Raw genomic sequence first — 24,349 nt, 5'->3', positions numbered from 1 at the left:
GATGACGTTTACTTCTCAGCCCGCGGCGTGGCTTCAATCCAGACGCAGTACCCGGGGAGCAGCGTCTCTGTCGTCGTTTCCCCTGCGAATGATTTCGGAACATACCGCGCGCTCAGCAGTTCCAGCTTGTCATTCTGCTTGCGGGTCACATGCTGTGTTCCCACCGAACCGCGGATGCAGCTTCGCTGGGGTTCCTGCCGGGTGATGTACCGGGCAATTGCTTCCCCGGTATTGTCGCCGGGACGATAGAAACTGAAAACGGCCAGATCCGTGCCCTGGATGACGGATCGGTCGGTCTCCATGAACAACTGCCAGTGCCCTTCATCGTTGATACTGAGCGATCCTTCCAGTTGTATGATGCGTCCCCGCGGTGCAGCGCGGATGACGAAGTTGCCATCTATCGGTGCGGGTTTCACCAGCACGGGGAAGGGGATCGGTCGAATGGCACCATAGAGTTTCCAGGTTTTGTCAGGCGGCAGATAAACCAGCATTTTCCAGCCAGTGGGGTTATAGCAGCGAAGACCAATCGCCTGCAGTTTGTCCGGTGCTGCCTGCGCTGCTGCGATCAGTTTTTGTCGAGCGATCTGCGCAGCCGTCGGCCCCTCAGCTTCAAACAGGTCACTCTCACTCGCCTGCACTGCGGGAAGGAGCTTGTCGGCGTGAGCGGAGCTGTGAACCATCGCGGTGAGTCCCGCGATGCAAATCGCCAGCAGACCAGTTACCAGTCTGCCGGTTCGTGTTATGTGTAAACGTGATTTCTGATTCATCAGCTCCTACCTCCTGATTTGAGTTGAGCGGGCGTGTCAGCCTGCAGTCTATCGTAGTCGCTGTTGAAAAGAATAGACCGAATTCCGCGACAGGGTGAGGGGAGTAAACGGTCGAGCTACAACAGGCTGGAGGCCGGAAAGGATCCAGGAACCTTTATTCTCTTAGAATTCCAACATAAAAAGCGCTCAGGTATAGAATCAATTCTGCTTTCCTCTTGAAAGTATTTAACGTAGTTACTGACGCTTATTTCTTAACGAGTTGCTCCCACTCTACAACATGAAAATCTATCTCATTATTTTCTAGATACTACATTTTTCATGATGGATGGAATTTCGAAATCGGCCATGACAAACATCTTCTCTGGAGGCATATACTCCAAATCAAATGCAGATGGAACTGCGACATTTACTAGCCAATCGATATAATTTACGTATGAACCAATAGGGGAAATATCGAATGCTATAAATGCATGTGATAGAGATATGACTGCATCATGTGGAGATCGTTTTTTTGCATATCTAGCTGCATGTGCAACTGCACTACTAGCAGAATGCGTGTCCTGCCTTCTGCAATCATAGATAGGACTTCCATTTTCAGTTGGTTCAGTGATCTCAAGCCATGAATCATCAATTATTTGTCGATTTGGCCCGAACTCTAACCAATATTTCTCTAAAGAATTTGCAACAAATAATGGAAATTCATTTTTGCAATATAAAAACCAACATACCAAACATCTACGAGAGGCGAACGTAGTAAGAAGACCGATGATTTTTTCTGCATCGCTAATCTCCTTAGCTTCATCGAATATGAAACTTACGATGCGACCTGGGATAGTCTTTTTCCTGGCATATTCTTCTACGTCTTCTGCATCTTCATAAAAATCCCAATTTAATTTTTCTAATTCAGCCTGTTTTATTATTTCCGTAATATGTTGTGTCATTTAAGGATTCCTTAATCAATAAGGAGATCGGAAAGGTTCCTGGAACTTTTATTCTACGGAACATTCTCTCTACCTCCCGCCGGCAATTTCAATGAAGCTGCCGGTGGTGTAGGTAGATTCGTCAGACAGCAGCCACAGAATCGCAAACGCGACCTCCTCCGTCGTGCCGCCCCGTTTGAGGGGGACCTGTGCTTTGACCCGCTCGATGCGGTTCGGTTCGCCACCGCTGGCGTGCATCGCGGTGTCGATGAAGCCGGGCCGGACCGCATTCACGCGAATGCCGGCGTCTGCGACTTCTTTGGAGAGACCAAGCGTCAGCGAGTCGACGGCACCTTTGGACGCGGCGTAGTCCACGTATTCAAACGGGGAACCTGCGCGGGAAGCCAGCGAGGAGACATTCACGATCGCGCCCCCCTGACCGCCGTGATGAGTCGACATTCTGCGAATCGCAGCCCGTGAGCAGAGGAAGCTGCCGAACACGTTGGTATCGAAAATCCGCTTCCAGCGGTCGTAAGTCATCTCTTCGAACTTCATCTGCTGTTCGAGGATGCCGGCGTTGTTCACGAGTGCCGTGACGGGCCCCAGCTTTTCGTCGGTGGTCTGGAACAGCCGTTCGACTTCGTCTTCATTCGAGACATCGGCCTGGACGGCAATCGCGGTGCCCCCTGCATTGCGAATCCGGCAGACGACTGAGTCCGCGGAGGTTTCGTTGGTCCGGTAGTTCACACAAACCGCATAGCCGCGCTGGGCCGCCAGCACGGATGTCGCCGCGCCGATTCCCTGTCCGCCGCCGGTAATGATAGCAACCTGTTTCATGACAGAGCACTTACTATGAAACACGAAGTGAAATTGGAAATGGATCTCTGATGACTATTATAGGCGACTCATGCAAATGAAACAGCCCCGCAAGAAAACCGGTCTCCTGAACTTCGTTTTCCAGACAATGATTGCCGGCAATTCCGGAATCAACGGGTGTTTTTTAGTGACTTGGATCGGTGCGACTGGTACTGTAAAGGAATCGGTTCCGGGACTCTGATTCGGGGGCCGGCTTCATTCTCATTCCAGATTCAGAGGAGAAATCCGTCGATGTGCGCGCCGTCACTGTCAAAATATGGTCTCTTGCTGATGTGCTGTTTCAGTCTGTTTTCCTGTGCCGCAGGGGAGCCGGCCAGTCAGGCACAGGCCGAGCAGACAGAAGCCCAGGACCAGGGCGATAAGCTGTCGGTGCTGTTGATCGACGGGCAGAATAATCATAACTGGCGGGAGACGACGCCGGTGCTGAAAAAGATCCTGGAGAACTCGGGTAAATTCACGGTAGAAGTTTCCACCACGCCGCCAGGCGTTCCCCGTCCACCGCGGAAACCGGCAAATAAGAAGCTGACGGAAGAACAGGAAAAACAGTTCGAGGAATACAAGAAAGCCTGGGAAGCCGAACTCGCCCGATTGCAGAAAGAGAACCCGGCACTCTGGAAGCAGTGGCGTCCCGATTTCAAAAAGTACGATGTCGTCATCAGTAACTACAACGGCGAGAACTGGCCCAAAGAAGTGCAGCAGGCGTTCGACGAGTACGTCACAAACGGCGGCGGCTTCGTGTCCTTCCACGCAGCCGACAATGCATTTCCCGAGTGGGACGCGTACAACAAAATGATCGCCGTCGGCGGTTGGGCCGGTCGCGATGAAAAGTCCGGTCCGATGCTGCGTCTGCGGGACGGCAAGTGGGAACAGGATACCACCGCCGGTCGTGGGGGTACGCACGGTACGCGGATTCCGATTGTGGTCAAGGTTCGCGAAGCAGAGCACCCGATCGTGAAAGGCCTGCCCCTGGAATGGATGCATCCTGCCGACGAAGTCTACGGCAAACTCCGCGGTCCGGCTGAGAATGTCCAGGTGCTGGCGACCGCCTATTCCGAACCCAGCGAACGGGGAACCGGCGAGCACGAACCGATCATGATGGTCATCGATTACGGCAAAGGACGCGTCTTCCACACCACCCTCGGGCACGATACGACTGCCCTGCAGGGGACCGGTTTTCAGATTACCCTGCAGCGGGGTGCCGAATGGGCGGCGACCGGCGACGTCACGCAGACCGTTCCCGAGGTCGACTGGAAAGACAACGAACCGACCGTGCAGACTCCCTGATCACAGGCATCAGAGTGAGAGCGATCAACTAATTGAGGGTGAAGTCAGTCAGCTGGCCTCACCCTCTTCCAGTTTCTTATGCAGGTGCACCGGTTCGGCGTGCGCTTTCCGCATCCGCAGGTTGAGCATTTCCACCGTGACGGAGAAGGCCATCGCGAAATAGATGTAGCCTTTGGGAACGTGGACCTGGAAGCCTTCGACCATCAGCGTTACGCCGACCATGATCAGGAAGGAAAGCGCCAGAATCTTGACGGTCGGGTGCCGATCCACGAAGTCACCGATCGATTTCGCAGCCAGCAGCATCACACCAACCGAGAGGATGATCGCAATCGCCATGATCGAAATGTGGTCGGCCAGTCCGACCGCGGTGATCACCGAGTCCAGCGAAAAGACGATGTCCAGCATGCCGATCTGCACCAGGACCGAACCGAAGGTCGCCGTCGCGGTGGACGAGGCTTTTTCGTGGGCCGTCGGGCCTTCCAGGCTGTTGTGTATTTCATGCGTTGCTTTGGCCAGCAGGAACAGGCCGCCGCCAATCAGGATCAGGTCGCGCCCTGAAAAATCGTAACCGAACAGGGAGAACCAGGGTTCGGTGAGCCCCATCACCCAGGAGATCGAGAACAGCAGCACCAGGCGGGCGATCATCGCCAGGCTCAAACCCAGTTTGCGTGCCAGGTCGCGTTCTTTCTCAGGGAGTCGTCCCACCAGGATCGAGATGAAAATGATGTTGTCGATGCCGAGTACTATTTCCAGGCTGGCAAGTGTTGCAAGCGCGATCCAGGCCTCAGGACTGGCGATCCATTCAAACATAGTGGCTCCTGTCAGGTTGTAAGGTGTGCAGTGGGACCCGGATTATACACATCGCGGTGGTTCTGAAAAGTACAGCAACGCAGCGTGCATGATTCCGGCTCAGGGAAATCCTACCCGTATCCTGAAATTGGAAAGAATGCTTGAAATTCAGCGGTTTGCCCGGCAGTGTGTGGCTCTCAAAGCCGTCGAATCAGAGGGCAACGGAGCTATCTGAACAGATACGAAGAAAATCGCAGGATCTTTGTTTATTTGTTGTATTTACCCCAGTTGAAGAGTACTATACGAAAAAATAGTGCATATGATCAAAAGTTACTTTCTTTTTAGATTCACAGCCGGGCCTGACCACTTATGTTCTCTATTCCATGGTTGTCCGTTCTGCAGGACCGATTTCAGTCCTGTGTTCGTAAGAACAATCGGAGACGCCAGCTCCAGAAACACAGCTCACATACGCCGCACATCGCTCGTGCGGTTTCGATGCATGCTGCCGAATCCCTGGAAGAGCGCATGCTGCTGACTGCTTTCACGGTGGTCAATACCAACGATTCCGGCGAAGGGAGTCTGCGGGCTGCCATCGAAGCGGCCAATGCGGAAGCCGGTGCAGATGAAATCACATTCGCTGACACCCTGGCCGGACAGACGATTAAACTTACCGATGAATTGCTGATCACAGATGCGGTGACCATTACCGGCCTGGGCGCGAATCAGTTGACGATCGACGCCAATGGCAACAGTCGAATTTTTCAAATCAATTCCCGCAGCGATACCCATCAGCCACTGAATCCACCGCTGATCGATGTTCGTGACCTTACCGTTTCCGATGCAGGCCTGTATCAGCCATTCGATGTGGAGATCAGTGGACTGACTCTGAGAAATGGATCTGCAAACCAGGGCGGTGCTATTTTCAGCTACGATAATCTCACGCTTTCCGGTATGTATTTCACAGATAATCTGGCAAGCGGAAACGGGGGAGCGGTTACTGCGCTGGGAGATTTTCTGAAGGTCACTGACAGTTATTTTGAACAGAATCAGGCCGGCGGTTCCGGAGGCGGAATCTACAGTTCGACGATCGTCGTGACAATTGGAAGCAGCAGCTTCATTGAAAACCAGGCCGGCGTTAATGGGGGAGGCATTTATACCCGTCACGAAAATTCCGATAATCAAGTGGCGCGCATCAGCGACAGTCTGTTTGCAGCAAACAAAGCGAAATCAGGTGGCGGTATTTATTCAACCAGCTACCCCAATAACGGCCCGGTCTCAAAGTTATCAATTTACAACTCAGAGCTGAAACAGAATGAAGCACTCAATGATGGGGGGGGGATCTATCACCAGAATACCTCGCTCACAATTTACGACAGTACGTTAGCAGAAAATCAGGCAACGCGTGGCGGCGCGATTGACTGCTATTCAGGACAACTCTCGCTGAACGGCAGCACCATTTCCAATAATGCTGCCAGCGGCGATGGTGGGGGAATTGCCTTCCTGGGATCAGTGCGCATGCGTAACAGTACGCTGTCGGGTAATCAGGCGCAGGGCTCGGGGGGAGGAATCTACGGGAGAGAACTTTATGTCTGCTCGAGTCTGCCCTGGCAATACACCTGCGGCACCAGCGTACTGACCGATCTACCTCTATTGTCGATAACGGAAGATGCTACGGGGCCTGAATCGGTCAACCCCATCATTGTTGATGAATCACTTGATCCGCTCCCTCTGGTCGATCCCACGGAAAACGCTCCTGCTTCCACTCTGACACTCGCTGATGTGGAGGATCTCTCGATATCAGACGTGATGTTCGTGATGAGGTTCATCAACAGCAACATCATGATCTGGAACAGTACCATCACCGGAAACTTCGCAGAAGAGACCGGAGGCGGCCTGGCTCTGATGTCTAATTTCACCACGAAAATCGAGAACACCATTGTCGCAGGTAATTCCTCTACCGGTAACCGTCAGATTTATGGAAACTATGACGGCGACCACAACATCGTTCTGAACAGTGTCGCAGGCTTACTCGATCCGGTACTGAGAGATAATGGAGGCTCTACCCTGACACACGCGCTGCTCGCCGGCAGCGCCGCCATCAATGCCGGCAGCAATGCCAGAGCACAATCGTCTATAGATCAGCGTGGTTGGGGTTATCAGCGGATCTATGATGGGACCGTCGATATCGGCGCTGTGGAATGGAACGGCCTGTCGCTGGTCGTAGATACGCTTTCTGATATCGACGACGGCAACTATTCCAGCGGTCAGCTCTCACTGCGGGAAGCGATCCGTCTGTCGGAAGGTACAGTCGATCCCAGTCTGATTACCTTCAGCAACGCGCTGGCAGGGGGAACCATTGCGATACAGAGTGAACTGCTGATTTCATCCAGTGTCACAATTGTCGGCCTGGGACAGGACCAGCTGACGCTCGATGGAGGGGGCCAGAGCCGGATCTTCCGCGTGGATGACGGCAATAATTCTACCGCGATCGATGTAGAAATCAGCGGCCTGTCGCTGATACACGGCTCCGCAGACCGCGGGGGCGCGATTCTGAATTATGAGGATCTATCGCTCTCCAACAGTACGATCTCTGAAAATTTAGCGAGTGCAGACGGAGGCGGAATCTATCACGCCCGGGGTCAGTTGATGGTCTCTGATTCGTACTTCGCAGATAACGTGGCACAGAATAATGGTGGCGGGATCTTCAACAACGTCCAGGATCTGCTCGTCAACAATACGACCTTCTTCGGGAATAGCGCTTCCCGATACGGAGGTGGAATTTACAGCAGTTATGGCGCAGCCAGGAATGCGCAATTCGAAATTCCGACGCTGGCTCCAGGGAAACCGGAATCAATTCTCCTGTTTTCGCCCTGGAATGTGGAGAAAAATGTGGTGACCATCGCGGGCAGCAGCTTCATTGAGAATCATGCGTTAGCCGGTGGTGGAGTTTATATGAACCAAAGGGATCTGGTAGATCCCTGCCCCGTTTGTGACATCGCTGCCAGCGGAAGTGACTCGACCGCGCTGGATGCCTTTGAGAGTTCAGGTTTTACAGGCAACACAATCGTCGGCTGCACCTTTACTGATAACACAGCGAAAAATGGGGGCGGCCTGTACGCAGACAGTAAGCTGACGGTTCGGGAAAGTACCTTTTCGGAAAACAGTGCCAGCGTCGGTGGAGGCATCTATCACAATAACGGGACCTTGCAGATTCAAAACAGTACCATCTCCGGTAACAGCGCCACGATTTATGGCGGCGGAATTTTTTCAACACCACATGATTCTCTAGCTGCCCCTGTCCTGTGGGTGATTGAGGCTCCCCCACTTTCACCGTGGGAAGATGGTTGGGAGTTCGAAGATGACCTGCTTTTAGGACCGGGAGAACTCCTCCAGGCCGATTTCAGCTCTCAGGCTTTCTCAACGAGTTCTATTGCCGATACGAGAGCAGCTAACCTGGATCTGATCTACCTGGGAAGTTCCAGCAGTCTCAAAATTCAAAATTCGACCATCGTCGGTAATTCCGCAGGCGTATCCGGGGGAGGCGTCTATCTGGTTCCTCCCGAAAATGATTTCTATCACGTTGATTACCAGATCAACAACAGCATCGTCGCCGGAAATACCGCTCCAGAGAACGCCCGGCTCACTGGGGTATTTACAGGTGGCTTCAATATTATTCAGGACAGTATCGACGGCCTGCTCGATCCCGTTTTAAGAAACAACGGCGGTCCCACAAAAACACATGCCCTGCTGCAGAGAAGCGCCGCCATCAATGCAGGTAGTAATGCATCCGTTGAAGAGGCAGGACTCACCACAGATCAGCGCGGTGGAAGTTATCAGCGGATCTTTGATGGGACTGTAGATATTGGGGCCGTCGAATGGAAAGCCTCTCACCTGGTAGTGGATACACTCTCTGATACAGACGACGGCGATTATTCCGAGGGCCAGCTGTCACTCCGGGAAGCGATTCGTCTGGCAAATCAATATGCAGGCGCGACGACAATTATTTTCTCGGAAGCAATTCAGGGACAGACCATCTACCTCGACAGTGAACTCGTCATCTCTGACACACTGACGATTTCAGGGAATGTGGCAACTCCGATTGTCATCGATGCCGGTTACGGCAGTCGCATCTTTACTATCGACGATGGCACGGATGCGCTGATTGATGTCTCGCTGCAAGGCCTGACACTCACTCACGGCATGGCCGGGCAGGGGGCCGCCATTCTGAACCAGGAAAACCTTTCGATAGCCGACAGCTGGCTTACAGACAATCGGGCATTCGATGATGGTGGGGGCATCTATCACAGCGGTGGGTTATTGAAGGTTGACCGAACCTCGTTCACAGACAATCGGGCCGGTGAAAATGGGGGCGGAATCTTTAACGCCGCACGAAACATGATGGTTTCAGACAGCCACTTTCAGGGTAATACCGCGTTCAATTACGGGGGCGGGATATTCAATGCTCAGGGCGTTACCTATTTCGAGGAAATTCCAGTAGTACCGACACCTTATTACACCTGCCCCCCTTCTCTGTCTCTCACGTTTGCATTGCCCGAATATCGGGTGGAATATGCCTTTACCACCATCACGGGAACCAGCTTCGTAGAGAATCATGCGCGTTCGGGAGGAGCCCTTTATAATCACTATGACGGCAGCACCAATCCTCCCTTTTTGGGTTGGTTCTGGGATGCGGATGTTCTGGTTAATGAGCACTTTCCCGAACTGGCCCGCCATTCATCGGGGATCCTGATCACGGATTCCACGTTCCTGAGCAACATCGCCACCGATGGTGGGGGGATATTTCATCACGATGGGCAAATGACACTTGAGAGTTGCAACCTTGCCCGGAATATTGCCCGGGTTTCGGGGGGAGCCATATTAAGTCAGCGTCATCTGACCATTCTGAATTCCACGATCGCCAGAAATATCGCCAGCTACGGTGGGGGAATTTGCTTTGACTCCTTTGGTGCTAAACTGCAAATCTCCGGAAGCACCCTGGCGCAAAATACAGCGTCCATTGCAGGCGGTGCCATTTTCAGCCAGGAAAACTATCTGAATTTAACGAATAGTACGATCTCGGGAAATCATGCGGGAGTGAGTGGCGGCGGGATTTATTTTACCGATCAGAATATCACTTTTCCGGCAGCGTCAGTTGAATTTACTGACAATGCATCGTCTCCCGAACTCCCCATCATTACCCCGGACACGATTACGATCTCTCAGTCGCTGAATCCAACAGGCATGTTGAACGGCGCTGATTTCAGCTCAGTAAGAACGAACACGTATTCTCCTCATGTGGCAAATCTCACAATACTGATCGCCAGTAATTTGCTTGTGACCAATTGTACGATCACGGCGAATTCAGCTGGGAACTCCGGTGGCGGCATTACCGCGGAGCACAGCTCTGCCTACACCAGGATTCTCATCAACAACAGCATTATCGCAGGCAATTCGGCCGCTGAATCCGCTCAGGTAGATGGCGATTACACAGGCGGCTTTAACATCATTCAGGACAGCATCGACGGCTTGCTCGATCCCGTACTTCGGGACAACGGCGGCCCAACCTGGACCCACGCCCTCCTGCCCGGCAGTGCCGCCCTCAACGCGGGCGACAATGCTGCTGCAACAGCAGCCGACCTGACCACAGACCAGCGTGGTGCGGGTTACGAGCGCATTAAAGATGGAAGTGTGGACATCGGCGCGTATGAAGCGCAGAGCCCCTTTACTCAAATCGAAATGCGGTTTACCAATTCACGGACGCGTACTTCCAGCACGGGCGAAAAGTCGAGAATTCCCGAGAATCGGACCTGGATCGACCAGTGGGGTAATCACTGGCTCGAAATCTGGGTCAGCACTCCGGATTCAACCACTACCGGAATCCAGTCCGCAGAGTTCAATCTGAATTTTAATCCGGAGGTGGCACAGGCGATCTCCATCGAATACGGGCCCGCCTTCACCGGAAATCAGACGGAGACGATCGACAACAGCGCGGGGAAGATTACGGGGCTCTCTGCCACAACAGCGCGAACCGACGTCGGTGACGACCAGTATGTCCTGCTGGCCCGCATTCAGTTCGAGGCGTCCCCTGCAACACGGAACGCAGACGATTACTCTGACAGCCGGGAGCATATTGTGAATCCACAATTCTCGCTCAGCCAGTTGCACGTCCAACTCGTCGGTGGAGTGCAGAGTGAAGTGATCGATGCGACCACTCTGGGGATACTCTACGACAGAAGCGGGCAAGACGATTCCGACACCCAGTTCTTCACTGCTCCACAGTACGATTTTTCGCAAACAGGTCTTTATAGCCTGGACTGGGGACACGCGACCCGGGGCGTGGAATTTAATTCGGCTCTTGATCTCAGTCAGCTGTCGCTGATCGTTCTGCCTTACACTCAGACATTCCTCGCTGATGAGAACTCCGACTCGTTGACTCAGAACCAGGTCGACGGCAGTCAGACGACCGGAAATGCCTCTGCTGGAGACCGGAAAACTGATATATCCGCTCCAGATGGAGAGCACTCTCTGCTTGACGATTATTTCAGTGAACTTAACGACACATTGGAGTTGCTGGCCTTCGAAACATAGGCGGTTTCTGGTTGATTGCATATTGTCTTTGGTTCAGCTACTGATAGTATACGAAGGTGTAATCTTCAACTATCCGCACGTTTCCATTCCAAGTCGCTTTCCCACTGATTTGATCATGAATAATTCGCTGTGGCTCTCCACACTGAAACAGAGTCTCTACCGCCATCTGACAAAGCGATCCCGTTCACACAGGAACCGCCGCTCACTGCAAAATGCGGGTTCAGTACCTGCGCTCGTATCACACACCAAAGGTGAGACTCTGGAGGATCGCCTGTTGTTGACCACCTTTACGGTTACCAACAACGATGACAGCGGCACAGGGAGTCTGCGCGCCGCCCTCGAAGCCGCTAACTCGAGTGCCGGCGCGGATACGATTACCTTCGATGCCTCACTTGCGGGACAGACGATTTTCCTGAGCGAAGAGCTTGCCATTTCCGATGATGTAACGATTGTCGGTTTAGGAGCAGATCTGTTAACGATCAGTGGGAACGAAGCAAATCGACTCTTTTACATCAACGACTATCAAGAAAATAAACTCTCAGTCGCAATGAGTGGGCTTAGGCTGGCTGATGGGTATGGAGACTTTAACGGGCCGCATCATCTGAGCGATGGGGGAGCCATTTTTAGCTACGAAAGTCTAAGCTTGCAGGACTGTGTCTTTACGAATAACGAAGCAGTCGTGGAAGGGGGGGCGATTCGGAGTAGTGGAGATCTGACGGTCATCGACTGTACATTTACCGGAAATACAACCGGATATTATGGTGGCGCGATCTACAACCTGATTGGTGCATTGACAGTTTCTAATTCCTCTTTTGATACCAACACTTCAAGACACGGCGGTGCCATTTATAATTATGGCAGCTCCGCGGACCTGTCGATTAACAATTCTGTCTTCTCAGAAAATGTGGCAGAGACGAATGGGGGGGCTATCGAAAATGAGTCTAACTCGGTCCTGATCACAGGCAGCGAGTTTGTTGAAAACTCAGCCAGGGATGGTGCAGCTGTCTTCAATAAAAAGGTGACCTTCAGCAACTCAATCGCCACCATGACGGTTCTCGATACCGTGTTCACAGGCAACACGGCAACGAGTTCAGGCGGAGGAATCAAGAATACGGACGCCAGTCTGACTGTCACCAACAGTAGCTTTCAGAATAATTCGGGCTTTGCAGCCGGCGGTGGAGGCATCGACCATTCAACCGGCCAGCTGCTGATTCAAAGCAGCACTTTCACGGGAAACTCCACAAATGCTGATGGGGGTGGTGTCTCTATTTATTCTGAGGCGATTGTTGATGTGGAAGAGAGCCATCTGATTGCAGACACTCTCTTCACGGAAAACACGGCCAATAAAAATGGCGGTGCCATCTCCAGCCTGAATGGAATACTTACGATTCAGAATAGTCACATCACTGGTAACTCAGCATCGGTCAATGGAGGCGGAGTAAACAGCTTTGATACAAACGTCACCATCTTGAATACTGCGATGTCAATGAATACCGCAGGTAAAGATGGCGGGGCGATTCTCAGTACCTTTGATGATCATTTAAGGATCGAAAACAGTACGATCTCTGGAAATCAGGCAATTTCATTTGGAGGGGGGATCGCGATCAAATCCGGTCATTCAACGATTCTCCAAAGTATAATCTCCGGCAATACTTCCTCAGGTAGTGGTGGGGGAATTTCCTATAACTCAAGCAACGGGCAAGATACGCCAACCATTCTTAACAGCACCATCACAGGCAATAGTGCTACTCAGAATGGTGGAGGCATTTATGGTTTTTTCACTGGTGACATTGAAATTCAAAATTCCATTGTTGCGGGGAACTCAGCTGGATCAGGTGCCCAGCTCTATGAAAACTTTGTCGGTGAATTCACAGGAAGCCATAATGTTATTCAGGATAGTATCGCAGGCGTACTGGATCCTGTTTTAAGAGACAACGGCGGAGCTGTCCTGACTCACGCGTTACTCACAGACAGCCCTGCCATTAATGCCGGTGACAATTCGGCTATCCAGAGTACCGGACTTTTACTTGATCAGAGGGGACTGGGTTATCCCCGCATTGTCGGAGGAACCGTCGATGCAGGCGCGTCCGAATATCTGGGATCGCACTTCCTCGTCGACTCAGCCACAGATACCGATGACGGCGACTATACCGCCGGCAATCTGTCACTCCGGGAAGCGATCAAGCTGGCAAATGAGTCAGCGGCCGCGGATCTCATCACCTTCGATGCCAGTCTCTTCGATCAGACACTCATGATCTACAACGAGCTGGTCATTTCCGATGATGTGACCATCTTTGGCCACGGAGCCGAACACCTGACGCTCAGCGGCGACGGCACCCGCCGTCTCTTTCGCATCGATGATGGGGACGCAGAGAATTCAATCAGTGTAGAGTTGAGCGGGTTCACACTGACCAATGGTTTTGCCCACTACACAAGTGGCGGCGCCATTCACAGTCTGGAAACTTTGTCCGTATCTGATGTCACGTTTGTCGACAATCAGGCCAGTGTTTTAAATAGTAGCACACCTTACGGCGGCAGCTATGGCGGTGCCATTTACAGTGCCGGCGATCTGACGGTGATGAACAGCACGTTTGTTCGTAACAGCGCAGACTGGTATGGCGGCGCCATTTACAGTACCGATGGATTGCTGTCGGTCACCGGGTGCGATTTCACTGAAAATCAAACCTTCTATTCGGGAGGCGCTATCCTTGTTCAGGACGGTGACCTGCATGTTTCTTCCAGTACATTTTCAGAAAATCACAGTGATACGTTAGGTGGTGGGATTTACGTCCGGAATGGAGTATTGACCGTCGACGATACGGTCTTTACCGAAAACAGTTCTGGCACCGGCGGTGGCATCTACCATTTTAACTCGACAGCATTGACTCCCGTCTTTACGGAATTGAGCATTACTGATTGTACCTTTCAGGGGAATACAACAACCTCTCACGGAGGGGCTGTGAGTTTCGGGTCAGACCTCTCGCTTTATAGTTCCTATTTCACGGCCTTCATTGAAAACAGTCACTTTTGGGAAAACAGTGCCAGTTCGGGGGGCGCTATTGCTTCCGGCGGAAGGAATGTACTCGTTTCCGGATCTACTTTTGTCAAAAATACGGCACGCCTCTATGGCGGTGGCATCAATGATAATTCCCTGAATTTAACGGTGCAAAACAGTCTCTTCGATCAGAACTCCGCTGATGCCTGGGGAGGGGCCATCTATTCCAACTGGAAACTGGTTCTGCAAAACAGCACGCTTTCCGGTAATACTGCATTAGTGGTTGGTGGCGGCATTGCATTCGGGACTACCGGTGCTGAGTTTGTCATAATCAATTCCACGTTGACTGGAAACGCGGCAGCCAAGATTGGCGGGGGTATTTACTCGTTAGGGAGTGTGACCAGCATGATCAGAAATTCGATCATTGCCGGGAATTCCGCCCCTTCGATTCCTCAGGCTTTACCCTACTACACAAAATACAACACCATTCTCCAGAACAGTGTTGAGGGCCTGCTGGACCCGGTGTTGCGAGACAATGGAGGCCTGATGAAAACTCATGCACTACTCCCGGGAAGTGCTGCCATCGATGCCGGCGATGATGAAGCCCTGGGGAATGTGAATTCCTTCATCATCAATCGACGCGAAACAACTCATGACTTGCGGGGGACCGGTTTTGAACGCTATCAAGGTGCCGCCATTGACATCGGTGCCTTCGAAGTTCAGAGCCCCCTCTCTCGTATCGAACTGACACTGGTTGATTCCAGAACGACCACAGACAGCAACGGAGAAATCGCCTCACTCCCTGACAACCTGGACTGGGTCGATGAATGGAGCGGGTACTGGCTGGAAATCTGGATCGACACCCCCACAATCACCGATCTGGGTATTCTGTCTGCCTCCCTGAACCTGTCTTACAACACCGCAATCACATCAGCGATCAGCATTGAATATGGTGCCGGTTTTACCGTCAATCAGACAGGTGTGATTGATGATCTGACCGGTTCAATTACCAACCTGTCAGCGGAAACAGATCTGACCGATCTGGGAGCCGACCAGCGCGTCTTGTTTGCTCGCATCCGGTTTGAATCAACGGCCGACGACGGCATCGACCTGGATCTCGCAGGCCAGACGCTGCTCGCACAAAGTCCCGAATTCACGCTTGAGCAGACGGTGATCGAGCTCACCGGCGGCCTCGCAACCGAAGAGGTACAGGGAGCTGCTCCCGAAACGCGTGTCTTCGCGAACCCCTATGATCTCAACGACGATGACAACATCAACTTCCGTGATCTGATCCTGTTTGCCAGCGTTTATCGGACCAGTCCCCGAGAAGCGGATTCCGGCTTTTCCTGGTTCGCGGATCTGGATCAGAGTCATTATGTCGGCTTCCGCGATTTGATATTCTTCACCAGTAATTACGGCAAGAGTAAAGCCGGTCATGCTGAGATTATTTATCCGACGAATTTCTCCACTGCCTGGAATAGACATTTAGCTGTCGAATCGGAACTGCTGCCGCAGGTCAATCCCCGGTCACTCGAACAGGCCGCCGCAGAGACCGTACTGGCAGCAGTGGTGGATTCCCTGGAGCCACAACTGACAACCGAGGAAAATGATAAACTGGCTCAGGTTAATCTGGAGATCGTCGATCTTCCGGAAGGCGTTTTAAGCAACACCGTGCATGACACGATCTACATCGACATCAATGCCGCCGGCTACGGCTGGTTCGTGGATCAGACTCCCGATGACAACAGCGAATTCTACGCGACAGGGCCATACACGCTCATCGCAGCGCCTTATGGAAATTCTGCCGCTCGCGGATTTGTCGATCTCAGAACGGTCATCCTGCACGAACTGGGACACCTGCTGGGCTATGAACATGACGGCGCTGCAGACGTCATGCAGGCCACGCTGGCGCCCGGCGTTCGCTACCTACCGGACTGGGAATCCGCCACAGATGAGTTCTTCGGCTCCCTCGCCGACAACACCGAACTCAGTCCGTTTTAAACCAGGGATACTCATTTTTCGAGCTGCTGACACTTTATTTGTGTTCAGACGGCATTGGTATTCATATGTGAACTTTGCTATGCTGTTACTATTCCTCTGAATCTGTCTTTACTCCGATTATTATAGATTATCACACCATGTCTCCATCACTCTGGCTGCCTCGACTGAAAAGGCAATTTCGGATCAGACAAAATCGAAAATCCCGCCTGCGAGGTAAACGAAACCAGCGATATGGTTCCCCGGCTGCACCACCGGCAATCTCAACTGTGGCCGAGACGCTGGAAGACCGCACGCTGCTGACGACGTTTACGGTCGTGAATACAGACGACTCCGGAGCAGGCAGTCTGCGCGACGCCATCGAACAGGCCAACGCGAATGAGGGGGCGGATGCAATCGTGTTCGACGCTGCGCTGGCTGGCCAGTCATTTATGTTTTCAGAGCAACTGAAGATTCGGGATGAGTTATCGATCGTAGGGCTGGGCGCTGATCAGATGACGTTTCAGATTGATGGTGCGGAAGACCAACATTTCAGCCTGATATATATTGGAGATTACGACGATGACAATATTTACTCAGTTGATATTAGCGGGATCAGTTTTGATGGTGTGGGACAAGGTCGGGCTATTTACAGTACGAAAAATTTGACCGTCACTGACTGTGAGTTTACGAATATGTCTGTACGGGGAAGTGGTGGAGCAATATTTGCCAGTAGATATTTAACGGTTCAAAATAGCTCATTTTTGAATAATGAGACTGGTGGAGATGGAGGGGCAATTTCCTATATAAACAATAATGTCAATTCGAAGCGGGATTTCCTGTGCATTATTTCAGACTCATATTTCTACAATAATAAAGCCGAGTATAACGGAGGAGGCGTTTCCGTATCCTCTGGTAGGACATATTTATACTACGATTATTATCATGGTTTAGAGTTATCGTCCTCAACCTTTATCCAAAATGAGTGTATCGGAACTGGGGGCGGAGTGGCTGTCATTAATGCCTGGGCTGAGATTTCAGAATCAAAATTCTTCTCAAACGAAGCAGATCGCGGAGGAGGGGTTGGTCAACAGCTTTTGTCTCACTATCAGAATACAAAAACGGCAACGAAAATTAGTGATTGTGAATTTTCATGGAATTCAACCAATTACGGCGGTGGGTTTTTCTTTGCCAAGTGGCCTGAAGCTGTTTATGACGTTCCCAACTACGAGTCCGAATTGATCCTGGCACGATGTGAATTTCGAGAGAACACTGCAGCTTTGAGAGGGGGAGGTTTGTATCTCTCTACTTCAGATTACGCTACTCAAGCTTTAGAAATTGATGTCTTTGACTCGATTCTTTCATACAATTCAGCAGGAACAGAAGGCGGGGGCGTATTCAGTTATGCAACGAGCCTTCATTTCGAGAGTTGCTTAATCAATGACAACACTGCGGTAGAAGCGGGAGGAGGGTTCTATTCCAGTAGAAATTTGCGAATCTTAAACAGCACTATTTCTCATAACACAACGGAAAAATTGGGAGGTGCGTTTTACTCATCAGGCTTTGGGACTTACTTGTCATTTTCCGCTTGTACTGTTGTATTGAATTCAGCAGGAGAAAGTGGAGGAGCGGTTTATATTGAAAGTACGTCAAGCAGTAACTTTTTTAAGGGAGCCACTAACTCAATTATTGCAGGAAATGCTGCACCGCAATTCTCGCAAACGAATAGAACACTAGAGTTAAGTTACTGCATTTTTCAGGACAGTATTGACGGCTTGCTTGATCCCGTACTCAGAGATAATGGCGGGAATACCAAAACGCATGCCTTACTGCCCGGCAGTCTGGCCATTGATGCGGGGGATAATTCCTATTTCGAGTATAAGGATATTGTGTTTGATGTACGCGGCGACGGACATCTGCGGATCGTGAATGGCGCGGTCGATATTGGTGCATTTGAAGTGCAGGGACCTTTCACACAACTCGATTTGCGAATTGTGGATACGCCCACGACAGCCTCAATCAACGGAGAGGTCGCTTCGCTTCCGGAAAACAAGAGCTGGATTGACGAATGGGGGAGTTATTGGCTGGAGATTTGGATCAGCACTCCCTTGACGACTGAGTTGGGAATCCTCTCTGTCGCGCTGGAGCTGACGTATAACACGGCGGTCACGACTGCCACCAGCATTGAATACGGTGCCGCGTTCAGTCTGAATCAGACGGGAACCATCAACGACCAGACGGGGACGATTGAGAACCTCTCTGCTGACACCAGTCTCGCTGCCGCGGGAGACGATCAGCATGTTTTGTTTGCCCGCATCCGGTTTGAATCTCTCGTTGAAGACAAAGTTGACCTGGACCTGGAAATAAACAGTCTGAATCAGCAGTTTCCCGAGTTGACAGTAAATCATCCAGTGATTTTGTTTTCCGGTAGCAGTATCAGTGAAGAAGTTCGAGGTACTGATCCTGCTACTCAAATCTTTGCCAACCCTTATGACCTCAATGACGACGGGGCGATCAACTTCAGTGATCTCCTGCGGTTTGCAACCGTCTATCAGCAGAAGCCCAGCGAGTCTTCTTCCGACTACGCCTGGTTCGCTGATTATAACCAGGATGACCGGGTCAACTTTCAGGATCTGATTCTGTTCGCAGCCAACTATGGTAAACGTAAATCGGGGGACACTCCGGTCACTTACCCCCAGAATTATCCCGATGCCTGGAATCAACTCTTAACGGTCGCTCCCACACCGCCACCATCACAATCCGCAACCAATATTAAGCAATCAACCGCCGAGAGTCTGCTGGATGCCACAGTTGCAGAGATCACTCCACGACTCCCCCCGGCACAGCAGCAAACGCTCTCCGAGATCGACATCAAAGTCGTTGACCTTGCAGGCGATACCCTGGGTCGCGCCGCAGCCGGCACCATTTACATCGACGTCAACGCCGCCGGGTATGGCTGGTTCATCGATACCACCCCCGCAGAGCACAGCGAGTTCTCTCCAGCCAGCGATCTAACGTTGATTGCACTCCCCGACAGTGAAGCCGCCGGTCTGGTCGATCTCAGAACGGTCATCCTGCACGAACTGGGACACCTGCTTGGCTATGAACATGACGGCGCTGCAGACGTCATGCAGGCCACGCTGGCGCCCGGCGAGCGTCGATTGCTGAACTGGGAATCCACAGTTGATACCTTCTTCAGCGAACTTAACGACAAGATGGAGCTCCAGAATTTTTAATTATATTTAAACCGATCCTGGCCGTTACTCTGTCTCAGTGCTGGGTAACTCCGTTTTCCAACCCGATTTGATCGATTCATTATTCAATAGAAAAATCATATGTCTACTCTGCTCTGGCTCTCGCACCTCAAACGACAATTCCGCAACACTCAAAGTCGAAAATCACGTCAGCGCGGTAATCGGAACCACCAACATGGTTCACCTGCCGCCCCACTGGCAATTGTGAATAAGGTAGAGACGCTGGAAGAACGCACGCTGTTGACTGCGTTTACGGTCTTGAACACAGACAACTCCGGAGCAGGCAGTCTACGCGACGCCATTGAACAAGCCAACGCGAACGCAGGTGCAGATACGATTACGTTTGACTCCTCTCTCGCAGGGCAGACAGTGAGTCTGACCAGCCAGATTTCGATTTCCGATGATCTGACGATTGTCGGTCTGGGGCCCGATCAGCTCACACTGGACGGAAATGGCAGCAGTCGGATTTTTCAGATTTATGATGGCAGTAGTAGCACGACGATTGATGTTGAAATCAGCGGACTCAGGTTGACGAATGGGTACGCGATCGCAGGCGGCGCCATTCATAATCGGGAACAGCTTTCCCTGATAGATACAGCCCTCGCCAATAACATCTCTAGTGGATCGGGGGGCGCGATTTATAATGACAGTGGTACCGTGACCATTGAGAATTCCATACTGACCGGGAATATGGCACTGGGTGATACTTCTCCCGGCCATGGCGGAGGCATCTACTCCACCGCGGGATCATTGACGGTGACCAACTCTGATTTCTCAGAGAACAATGCAGACAAAGCTGGAGGAGCCATCTTCGCTGGCACGGACGGGGACCTCACGGTTTCCCATTCCACTTTTTATCGAAATCAGGGGCAGTCCGGGGGAGGTATTTACAGTTTCCGCATAGCGCTCAATATTCATGACTCTCAGTTTTCCGAAAACCGGGGAATAGCTGATCCTGAATTTCCTACCCAGGCTTCCGAAGGCGGAGCCGTTTATCATACTTCGACAGTGCTGATCGAGCCTGGCGTACAGGATGCGCTGATTACGAATTCGGTGTTTACAGACAATCATGCCGATACCAGGGGAGGCGGCGTCCAGTTTGTCTTTGGTTACATGACCATCCGCGACAGTCTGTTTTCCGGAAATATCGCCGATTTGAGTGGAGGCGGTGTTGCGATCACCCTGGGTCAGCTTACCGTGGAGCAGAGTACGTTTTTTGATAATCGTTCCGATGCGAACGGCGGCGCGATCGGTAACTCCGGAACTCTGATCCTTTCCCATAGTACCCTCACAGAAAATATCGCTGCAGGCTTTGGTGGGGGAATTCATATCTTCTCTCAGGGGACTGCCGAGATTGTGAATTCTACCCTCTCCGGTAATCAGGCTACCATAGAGGGTGGGGGGATCGATTCTTCCAGCCGGGAGTCGTTAACTCTGATCAACTCGACTTTCACTGGTAATTCGTCAGCTCGGGGAGGGGGGCTTTCCAGTTCCCATGTTACACCCGTTTTGCTCAACACAATTGTAGCAGGCAACATTGCGAGCCAGGATGCACAGATTCACCGCAGTTATACCAGCAGCAACAGTATTGTTCAGGATAGCGTGACCGGTCTGCTGGATCCCGTTCTGAGAGATAACGGTGGTCCCACTCAAACTCATGCCCTGGTGTACGGCAGTGCTGCCATCAACGCCGGTGATAACTCAGCTGCCGCTGATGCCGGTCTCATCACAGATCAGCGCGGTACTGGTTTTGGCAGGATTCTGCAGGGGACCGTCGACATCGGCGCTTTTGAAACGGATGCATTGCATTTGATGGTAGATACGAATTCGGACGTCGACGACGGCGATTACTCCCTCGGTAATCTGTCATTGCGGGAAGCTGTCAAGCTGGCAAACGTAGCTGCCACAACAGATACGATTATCTTTGATGCCTCACTGGCGGGGATGTCAATCGTACTCTCTGAAGAACTGCTGATTCAGGATGACCTCAGAATCTTCGGGCAGGGGGTCGATCAATTGACACTGGACGGGGACGGGAACAGTCGGATTTTTGATGTTTATGACAGTGACCTCCAGAACCTGATACAGATCGAGATCAGTGGCCTTACCCTTGAGAACGGATACGCAAACGATGGCGGCGCTATTCGGAGTACTGAAGATCTCACACTGGATAATGTTCGTTTTAGAAGTAACCAGGCAATCTTTAAAGGAGCAGGAATTTATTCCAGTGATGGCAGGCTTACTGTTTCCAACGCTGACTTTCTATCCAACAAGGCTTCACACGGAGGGGGAATCCACAGCACTGACAGTGTGCTGAACGTTATCGACAGTTCCTTTTCCAATAACACCAGCACTGATGGTGCTGGGATTTACAGTTTTCAAAGTGTTACGACTGTCGAAGGTTCTACATTTTCTGAAAACACAGCGATTAATGTTGTCGGGTCACCAGTGGGGGGCGGCATTTACAGTGAGTCCGGATCCCTTACGGTTCTTGGCAGCCAGTTTGTGCACAATACTGCATCTGTTTTTGGTGGGGGTATCTATAACGTTTCTGGAGACTATTTCTTTGTGTCTCAGTCTTCCTTTACGCAGAACTCGTCAAAATATGGGGGAGGAATCTATAATTTAATCAGCGACATGACTGTATCCGAAAGCGAACTTATCAAGAACTCTGCGACTACGAATGATGGGGGCGGTATTTATCACAACGTCAATCCATTTCATGAAGAAACATACCACGTTGCGATTTCTCAGAGCCATTTCTCAGAAAATTCTGCAGAACTGTTTGGTGGAGGCATCTGCATACAGAATGGCGAGATAACCGTTTCGGGATCAACCTTTTCGGAAAACTCAGCACATCATAGTGGAGCGGGATTTTACAGTTATTTTGCAACGACGACTGTGGAAAACAGCATTTTCGAGAAAAATTCGGCATTCGCCAACGGTGGGGGAGTAGGCAATGGAGGAACACTTTCCGTGCTTAATAGCCTCTTCACAAGGAATACAAACGGATCCTCTGGTGGCGCTGTATATAATAATTCGACCGGAACGGCGACAATCAGCAACAGTACGATTTCAGGAAATCAGTCATCGAATATAGGCGGTGGCCTCTACTCGATCAGCGAATTACCATTAACGGTAATTAACAGTACCATTGTGCAGAATGAGGCCAGAGTCAGCGGAGGAGGAGTTTATAGTCATTTTGTATCACCAGAGATTATTAACAGTATCGTAGCTGGAAATTCAGCTCAAAGAGACTTTCAGATCTTCGGGAGCTTCACAGAAAGTACCAGCATCATTCAGGACAGTATCGAAGGTCTTTTGGACCCGGTATTGAGAGACAATGGCGGTCCCACGAAAACTCATGCTTTGCTGCTCGGTAGCGCTGCCATCAATGCCGGCGATAATACGGTTGCCATTGATGCGGAACTTGAGAACGATCAACGCGGGACTGGCTTTAGTCGAATCAGTAGCGGGACGATCGATATTGGAGCCTACGAGGTTCAGGCCGATCATGTTCAGCTGGAATTCCATATTGTTGATTCGAAAACAGTCACTGATGCCAATGGCGAAGCCAGTTCGCTCCCAGGGAGCAGAGACTGGGTTGGTGAATGGGATGGCTACTGGATGGAGATCTGGGTCGGTATGCCATCTGCTGTTGACCTGGGAATTCATTCGGTCACTTTAGATATACATTATAATCCGACTGTAGCTACCGCGACCAGTATCGAATATGGTGCTGCATTCACTTTGAATCAGACCGGTACCATCGACGACCAGAATGGCATGATTATGAACCTGTCAGCCGAGACCAGTCTCGGTAGTGTCGGTACGAATCAACACGCCTTGTTGGCTCGGATTCGTTTTGAATCGACTCCAGAAGATGGGATTGACCTGAATCTGGCTGGTCAGAGTCTGAACACACAAACGCTGGTGTACCCTCTTGCTGATCCGGAAGTCAACCTGTCCAATGGTGCCATCGGAGTAGATCTGCTGCAATTGGATTCCCAGGCACAGATAAGCGCCAATCCTTACGATCTCAACGACGATAACGTGATCAACTTCAGCGATCTGTTGCGGTTTGCAACCGTCTATAATCAGAAACCGAGTACGACTTCCTCGGAATATGCCTGGTTCGCTGATTTTAACCAGAATGATCGGATCGGCTTTCAAGATCTGCTGCTGTTCGTGGCCAACTATGGCAAGCATAAATCGGGGGACACTCCGGTCACTTACCCCCTGAATTACCCCGATGCCTGGAATCAACTGTTAACGGTCGCTCCCGCACCGCCACCATCACAAACCGCAACCACCATCCAGCAATCAACCGCCGAGAGTCTGCTGGAGTCCACAGTTGCAGAGAGCACTCCACAGCTCCCCCCGGCACAGCAGCAAACGCTCTCAGAGATCGACATCAAAGTCGTTGACCTTGCAGATGAGACCCTGGGCCGCGCCGCTGCCGGTACTATTTACATCGACGTCAACGCCGCCGGCTATGGCTGGTTCATCGATACCACTCCCGCAGAGCACAGCGAGTTCTCTCCAGTCAGCGACCTGACGTTGATTGCACTCCCCGACAGTGAAGCCGCCGGTCTGATCGATCTCCGCACCGTCATCCTGCACGAACTCGGTCACCTGCTTGGCTATGAACATGACGGCGCCGCAGACGTCATGCAGGCCACCCTGGCGCCCGGCGTTCGCTACCTACCGGACTGGGAATCCGCCACAGATGAGTTCTTCGGCTCACTCGCCGACAACACCGAACTCAGTCCGTTTTAAGACCGGTCAGCAATCGCGGCACACAACTGTTTCAATTCCCCGCACCGCCCGACATAATAGAGTGAAACCTGTCTGCTGGTCCTGATTCACTTTCGTCGTACAGGGACCGTACGTCTCCTT

General features: G+C 51.6%; 9 protein-coding genes. 5 read left to right on the top strand and 4 right to left on the bottom strand.

Annotation, left to right across the window (positions count from 1 at the left end; translation table 11 throughout):
• Positions 1–8 precede the first annotated feature (8 nt).
• The 3 genes from FYZ48_RS06335 to FYZ48_RS06325 form a co-directional block, all read right to left on the bottom strand.
• Positions 9–767 (bottom strand): hypothetical protein, encoded by a 759-nt coding sequence (locus tag FYZ48_RS06335; RefSeq protein ID WP_149338535.1) that lies wholly within the window; start codon positions 765–767, stop codon positions 9–11.
• A 293-nt stretch (positions 768–1,060) separates the two neighbouring features.
• Positions 1,061–1,708 (bottom strand): hypothetical protein, encoded by a 648-nt coding sequence (locus tag FYZ48_RS06330; protein WP_149338533.1) that lies wholly within the window; start codon positions 1,706–1,708, stop codon positions 1,061–1,063.
• A gap of 69 nt (positions 1,709–1,777) precedes the next feature.
• Entirely contained in the window at positions 1,778–2,524 is a 747-nt protein-coding gene (locus FYZ48_RS06325; RefSeq protein ID WP_145443109.1) for an SDR family oxidoreductase, read from the bottom strand.
• Positions 2,525–2,794: 270 nt separating this feature from the next.
• Between FYZ48_RS06325 and FYZ48_RS06320 the strand changes: the two genes are divergently transcribed.
• Complete coding sequence (locus FYZ48_RS06320; protein ID WP_242022426.1) at positions 2,795–3,847, top strand: ThuA domain-containing protein; 1,053 nt, start codon at positions 2,795–2,797, stop codon at positions 3,845–3,847.
• A gap of 48 nt (positions 3,848–3,895) precedes the next feature.
• Here the strand turns inward: FYZ48_RS06320 and FYZ48_RS06315 are convergent, their stop codons facing one another.
• Positions 3,896–4,657: a TerC family protein gene (locus tag FYZ48_RS06315; protein ID WP_149338531.1), complete on the bottom strand. Its 762-nt coding sequence runs from the start codon at positions 4,655–4,657 to the stop codon at positions 3,896–3,898.
• A gap of 504 nt (positions 4,658–5,161) precedes the next feature.
• On the opposite strand from FYZ48_RS06315, the gene FYZ48_RS06310 reads away from it, so the two are divergent.
• The 4 genes from FYZ48_RS06310 (at position 5,162) to FYZ48_RS06295 (ending at position 24,229) form a co-directional block, all read left to right on the top strand.
• A complete protein-coding gene (locus FYZ48_RS06310) occupies positions 5,162–11,224 on the top strand; it encodes a choice-of-anchor Q domain-containing protein (RefSeq protein ID WP_187781892.1) in 6,063 nt (2,020 codons plus the stop codon).
• Positions 11,225–11,339: 115 nt separating this feature from the next.
• Positions 11,340–16,220 carry a choice-of-anchor Q domain-containing protein gene (locus FYZ48_RS06305; RefSeq protein WP_187781891.1) on the top strand — a complete coding sequence of 1,627 codons (4,881 nt, stop codon included), beginning with the start codon at positions 11,340–11,342 and terminating at the stop codon, positions 16,218–16,220.
• Positions 16,221–16,615: 395 nt separating this feature from the next.
• Positions 16,616–19,432 carry a choice-of-anchor Q domain-containing protein gene (locus FYZ48_RS06300; protein ID WP_149338525.1) on the top strand — a complete coding sequence of 939 codons (2,817 nt, stop codon included), beginning with the start codon at positions 16,616–16,618 and terminating at the stop codon, positions 19,430–19,432.
• A gap of 99 nt (positions 19,433–19,531) precedes the next feature.
• Positions 19,532–24,229, top strand: coding sequence for a choice-of-anchor Q domain-containing protein (locus FYZ48_RS06295; protein WP_149338523.1), 4,698 nt, complete (start codon positions 19,532–19,534; stop codon positions 24,227–24,229).
• Positions 24,230–24,349 lie beyond the last annotated feature (120 nt).

Source organism: Gimesia chilikensis (assembly GCF_008329715.1).
Lineage (GTDB): Bacteria > Planctomycetota > Planctomycetia > Planctomycetales > Planctomycetaceae > Gimesia > Gimesia chilikensis.
Note: the sequence above shows the minus strand (reverse complement) of the source record. Positions and strands in the feature narration are given on the sequence as shown.

What these genes read in the sequence shown, in the direction of transcription:
- FYZ48_RS06335 (WP_149338535.1), bottom strand. Translation starts at nt 767, where the DNA reads ATGAATCAGAAATCACGTTTACACATAACACGAACCGGCAGACTGGTA.
- FYZ48_RS06330 (WP_149338533.1), bottom strand. Translation starts at nt 1,708, where the DNA reads ATGACACAACATATTACGGAAATAATAAAACAGGCTGAATTAGAAAAA.
- FYZ48_RS06325 (WP_145443109.1), bottom strand. Translation starts at nt 2,524, where the DNA reads ATGAAACAGGTTGCTATCATTACCGGCGGCGGACAGGGAATCGGCGCG.
- FYZ48_RS06320 (WP_242022426.1), top strand. Translation starts at nt 2,795, where the DNA reads ATGTGCGCGCCGTCACTGTCAAAATATGGTCTCTTGCTGATGTGCTGT.
- FYZ48_RS06315 (WP_149338531.1), bottom strand. Translation starts at nt 4,657, where the DNA reads ATGTTTGAATGGATCGCCAGTCCTGAGGCCTGGATCGCGCTTGCAACA.
- FYZ48_RS06310 (WP_187781892.1), top strand. Translation starts at nt 5,162, where the DNA reads ATGCTGCTGACTGCTTTCACGGTGGTCAATACCAACGATTCCGGCGAA.
- FYZ48_RS06305 (WP_187781891.1), top strand. Translation starts at nt 11,340, where the DNA reads ATGAATAATTCGCTGTGGCTCTCCACACTGAAACAGAGTCTCTACCGC.
- FYZ48_RS06295 (WP_149338523.1), top strand. Translation starts at nt 19,532, where the DNA reads ATGTCTACTCTGCTCTGGCTCTCGCACCTCAAACGACAATTCCGCAAC.